General features: G+C 36.3%; 5 protein-coding genes. 1 reads left to right on the forward strand and 4 read right to left on the reverse strand.

Annotated features, from left to right (window positions below; translation table 11 throughout):
• Window positions 1-212: 212 nt before the first annotated feature.
• The 3 genes from V7183_RS07410 to V7183_RS07420 all read right to left on the reverse strand — a co-directional run bounded on the left by V7183_RS07410 (window position 213) and on the right by V7183_RS07420 (window position 3,294).
• Window positions 213-458, reverse strand: a complete 246-nt coding sequence (locus tag V7183_RS07410) for a YusU family protein (RefSeq protein ID WP_097899866.1) — start codon at window positions 456-458, stop codon at window positions 213-215.
• A 114-nt stretch (window positions 459-572) separates the two neighbouring features.
• A complete protein-coding gene (locus tag V7183_RS07415) occupies window positions 573-875 on the reverse strand; it encodes an MTH1187 family thiamine-binding protein (protein WP_001018864.1) in 303 nt (100 codons plus the stop codon).
• Window positions 876-1,293: 418 nt separating this feature from the next.
• The gene (locus V7183_RS07420) at window positions 1,294-3,294 is read right to left on the reverse strand and encodes a methyl-accepting chemotaxis protein (protein ID WP_335359098.1); all 2,001 of its coding nucleotides are present in this window, start codon (window positions 3,292-3,294) and stop codon (window positions 1,294-1,296) included.
• Window positions 3,295-3,516: 222 nt separating this feature from the next.
• Here V7183_RS07420 and V7183_RS07425 point away from each other — a divergent pair, with 222 nt between their 5' ends.
• The gene (locus V7183_RS07425) at window positions 3,517-4,275 is read left to right on the forward strand and encodes a TrmB family transcriptional regulator (protein WP_335359099.1); all 759 of its coding nucleotides are present in this window, start codon (window positions 3,517-3,519) and stop codon (window positions 4,273-4,275) included.
• Between the two features lie 65 nt (window positions 4,276-4,340).
• On the opposite strand, the gene V7183_RS07430 is transcribed toward V7183_RS07425, so the two are convergent.
• The gene (locus tag V7183_RS07430; RefSeq protein WP_335359100.1) at window positions 4,341-4,853 is read right to left on the reverse strand and encodes a TerB family tellurite resistance protein; all 513 of its coding nucleotides are present in this window, start codon (window positions 4,851-4,853) and stop codon (window positions 4,341-4,343) included.
• Window positions 4,854-5,019: the final 166 nt, after the last annotated feature.

Here is a 5,019-nt window from a genome sequence, read left to right on the forward strand (position 1 = left end):
GTAACCTACACTCATTTGCTCTTTCTATTTTTACTTCGCATGTGGCAGAAAAAGGCCCTGACCGCTTCTACGCATGGTCAGATGCTCTCTTCCGCCTAAAAAGAGGGGTTTTGTCGGTTTTTTAATTAATGAGATCATGAATCATAAAAAAGCTTGAGGACTATTTCTCCTCAAGCTTTTTTATGAAAGAATTACAAAATAGTTTCTACTTCTTATTTATCATTACGATGTTCGTCATTCAATTTTTTAATATCAGAAATTAAACGCACCATCTCTTCTTTTCCATCTGGATATGTCTCATTCCAGTGTTTTACAAGCGCTGGCATTGTCTTGGCAATATAAGAATACAACGCCCATTTTTGCACTTGCTCTTTTCGTTCCTCATTGCTCTCCCCTAATAACAATTCTGTATACTTCTCAAGCAAGCCATCAAACTGCTCATTAAACTTGTCACTCATCGCTCTTTCCTCCTTCACTAGGCAATGCAATAGATAATAAAAAAGTGTACCATGAATACACCTTTCTTACCTAATTTATCCATACAAAAAAGCAGCAAAAATCGCTGCTTTTCCCTATAATTTCGAACGAACAGAGTTTAATTTTTTCTCCATCGTGCTTTCTTTATCGCGGCGATCATCAATACGAATTGTTGTCGCTACACGCTTTGCACCTTTTGTATATGGCACTTCATGCATTTGTTGAATGACTTCAAGTAATACAGGAAGATCTCCTTCAATTACTGTGTTCATCGGTGTTAATTGATACTTCACGCGATCAGCGTTTTTCTCTAGCACTTTTTGTACTTCTGCTACATATTCACTTACGCTTGGATTACCTGTTCCAACTGGAATAATCGATACATCAACAATTGCCATGATTATTTCCCTCCTAAACGGACTTTTTGAACTTCCTCAAATAGGTGTTCAAAAAGGAGGATAAAGAGAGCCGAACAGTTCGAGGCGCAGCAGCCAGGAGGATACGGAGTGTAGCTAACACTACATGAGTACCGGACTGGTGATGCAACGAAGAAATGTGACAGCTATCTTTACCAGACTTTTTGAACTTCCTCTATAAATGAGTGTTCAAAAAGGAGGATAAAGAGAGCCGAACAGTTCGAGGCACGGAAGCCAGGAGGATACGGAGTGTAGCTGACACTACATGAGTACCGGACTGGCGATGCAACGAAGAAATGTGACAGCTATCTTTACCGGACTTTTTGAACTTCCTCTATAAATTCATTACCTATTGTACCGAAATAAACGTCATTTTACTAATAATATCAAGCCGATTTTCTTATTCTTCTACTTTAAATTGCTCTACTAATTTTTCTAAACCTTTCATTTCCTCGCTCAATGCTTTCATCGTATCTGATACCTTTTCTAAATGTACAACCTGCGATTCAGTTGCTGCATTTACCTCTTCAGAAACTGCCACACTTTCTTGACTCGTTCCTCCGATTGTTTGCATAATTCCTGTAATCTCTTCTTGCTCATGCCCTATATTATTTACTTCTAATACAATCTTTTCAACGGAAGTAATAATTGTATTTACTACTGACATAATCGTACGGAATTCTGTTTCTGCTTCTGTCGTAACCTGATCCTGCACATCAGTAATGCCCTTCAATTTACTTACAACCCCTAAAACACGCGAGACTTCTAATTGCACTTCTCCAATCATACTAGTAATTTCTTCTGTTGCTTCTTTTGATTGCTCTGCTAATTTCCTTACTTCTTCTGCAACAACTGCAAATCCTTTTCCTTGTTCTCCTGCACGCGCTGCTTCAATAGATGCATTTAAAGCAAGTAAATTTGTTTGATCCGAAATACCTTTAATAAGCGCTACAACACTTTGAATAGATTGTACCCGATGCTCTAGCTTACTCGATGCTTCCTCTGTATTCGTCACAATGGAAGACGATTCTCCTCTTGTATGAACTAAATGCCGCATCGTATTTAATCCTTGCTTTGATGCTTGTTCTGCCTTACTTGTCACCTCTTTAATTGCTCCAACTGATTCATTCATCTGTCCGACCGAATGAGTCATATTTTCAAGCTGTACTGAAACTTCTTCCACACTATTTGCAAGCGTTGATGCTCCGCCTGTTACATCTTCCATTGCTCCCGAAACTTCCTTACTAGCAGCAACAGTTTCATTGGTTAAATAATGTAGATTATGAGTGGATTGCTGAACCGTTGTCACATTATGCTTAATCTTACTTACCATTTCGTTCATTTGGTCAATCATATGATTAAAATGCGTCGTAAGCGTACCAACCTCATCTTTACTTGTCACTTTCATTTGCAACGTTAAATCGCCCTCTGCTACCTTTTGGACATGTTCCGTCAATAATTGTAACGGTCTTGCCAATCTTCTTGAGAACAAATATGATACGACTATTGCAATCAATAGACTTGCACAAGCCATTCCAATTACTGCATTACGTGTCTCTATTAGCACACTATCAATCGCTTCTTTTGGATATACCATCCCTATCTTCCACTTCATCCTATCAAATGGTTGACTATAAACGACTACATCTTTACCTTTTAATGTAGACACAGCAAATTTCGTTGTATCTTTCTTTATGCTCTGTATAAGCGGTTCTTTTGAAACATCTTTCCCCACTTTTTCCGGATATGCAAGTGCAATGTTTTTATCATTTACAATAAACATTTCTCCGTTGTAACTATATTGAATATTATGTAGTAGCTTCTGAATTGTTCCTAGCGATACATCCATCGCTACAACCCCTAATACAGAACCATCTCCAGCAACAATGGCCTTTGAAACCCCAACGCTTAACTTTCCTGTTGCAATTTCATATTGCGGTTGTCCCCAATGAATAGATTTTGTATCTGCTTCAGCCTCTTTATACCAAGGTCTAGAAGTCGGATCATATCCTTCTGGTACTTTTCCTCCCTCAGCAATATTTGCACTCAATGTTTTCTTATCTTTCGTCCCAATATATAAATCTAAAATATCAGGATGATTCTTTTTAAACTGTAAAAATTCTTTTAATATAACGTTCTCTTTTTCTGGCGTAACACCATCCTGTAACGTCCCTTGAATCAAATCACTGCTCCCGTAATGCCCTATATCTTCTTCAATTCCCTGTATAAATGCCGTGAGTTGTTCTGTCACAAGTTCCATCGTGTTTTGAGAATATTGATTAAGTGAACTTGCTTCTCTCTCTTTTTGCACTTGATATACAACTGTACCTAGTATTGCAAAAATCATCGTAATAAGCACCGAAAACACTACTGCAATTTTCCAACGTAAACTTCTTAGCATCTCTCCTCAAGCATTCCCTTCTTAATGAAATTAAATTACGTTAATCACTATATTAAGTATAATGGATAAAATTAAAACCTCAATCCTATATAATTTAAATTTATATATATTTCACCGCATCTCTTAATTTCTGTATAAAAAGAAGTTTACCCTAGCAACACTTGTATAAATACGAATAGTTCTTTATTCTTAAGATAGAATCTAATTTGTTCGGGAGGAATTATGTTACAAAAATTCGGTTTCTCACAATATGAAAGCCAGGCGTATGAAGTTCTAGTCTCAAGCGATGAACCATTAGATGCAACAACAATCGTAAAACATTCAGGAGTCCCAAAGGCAAAGATATATGAGGTGTTGGCACGTCTCATCGATAAAGGAATGGTCATGGATTCCGTATCAGAAAAGAAAAAGTTATATACCGCTTTACCATTAGACCTAGCGATTCAAAAATTAACGACAGAATTTCAATCTCATATTAAAGAACTTCAAACCAATATCTCAAAAAAATCCTTCACGGATGACCGTGTTTGGAGTTTAAAAATGCAGTCTTCTATTCAAGTACAAAGCAAGCAAATGATAGAAGACGCTACACAATCTATCCGCATTTCCGCTTGGAATGATACATTTTTAGAGTATCTTCCCTTACTAGAAAAAAAGGCAAAGCAAGGCATCGATATTGAGGCGCTTGTAGTTGGAAATGTGGAAACAAAACTATCAAACGTTCACTTCCTTATTCCAACTGACGAACCTAACGCATTAGAACGTTACATACTGCTTATCGTTGATGATCATGAAATTTTATTTGCCGGGGTAGAGCAAGAATCTTGGCAGGCAATGAAAACTATGTCTCAACCATTCGTAAAATTCTTTACAGAGTTCTTCTATCATGATGTGGCACTTGCAAAAATTACGGAGAAGCATCATGATCTCTTTATGAATGATGAGGAAATTCGGAGCATTTTAATGAAATTGAGGTATTAAAAATACAACTTTATTTGTTTATAAGAAAAGAAAAAGCACTCAAATATTTGAGTGCTTTCTCTTTTCTATGCTTTTGTTAATTCAACCTTATGTAATTGGTTTTTTGGATGATTTCTATTTGTGAATACAGAACGATCATTTTTTAATACGATGACTTCAAAGAATGGTTTGAATCTCTCTTCTGAAATACCAAATGCATTTAAGAACTTCCCAAACATTACTTGTTCTTCACGTTCAGCTTCTCCATCAGAAAGAGAAGAATCTATTAAGTTAACAAGAATACACATTTTTTGTGCATCTGTAAGAGAAGGAGTAGCTTCTTTTAGGAATGTGTCTACGCTATTTTTGCGAACATATTTGATAGCTTTTTCAAGCAGATCGTCATTGTTTCCACCTACATAAATCGTACCACCTTTATTTTTTCCGCCTAGAACAGATAATAATTGACCTAATTCTTCATTATCATATTCTCCATCTGCACCCATCATATAAAGTAAAGATGTAGCGAATGCAAAGTGTGGTTCCATTCCCTCTTCAGTACGAGTTTTGTCACCTTTAAACATATCGAATAAGCCCATGTGTAATCCTCCTATATTAAAATATAATTTTAATATAACAGATCACACGTGTTGATTAACCAAAATTATACAGTATTTATTTGGTTTATTTGCCGATGGAATGCTAGTATTTCTGTCAAATAAATTCTCCAATCAAACGGCAGAGTATCACAAAGAAACAGGCGTG

This window comes from Bacillus sp. JJ1127 (assembly GCF_036965845.1).
In the GTDB taxonomy this organism is placed as follows: domain Bacteria; phylum Bacillota; class Bacilli; order Bacillales; family Bacillaceae_G; genus Bacillus_A.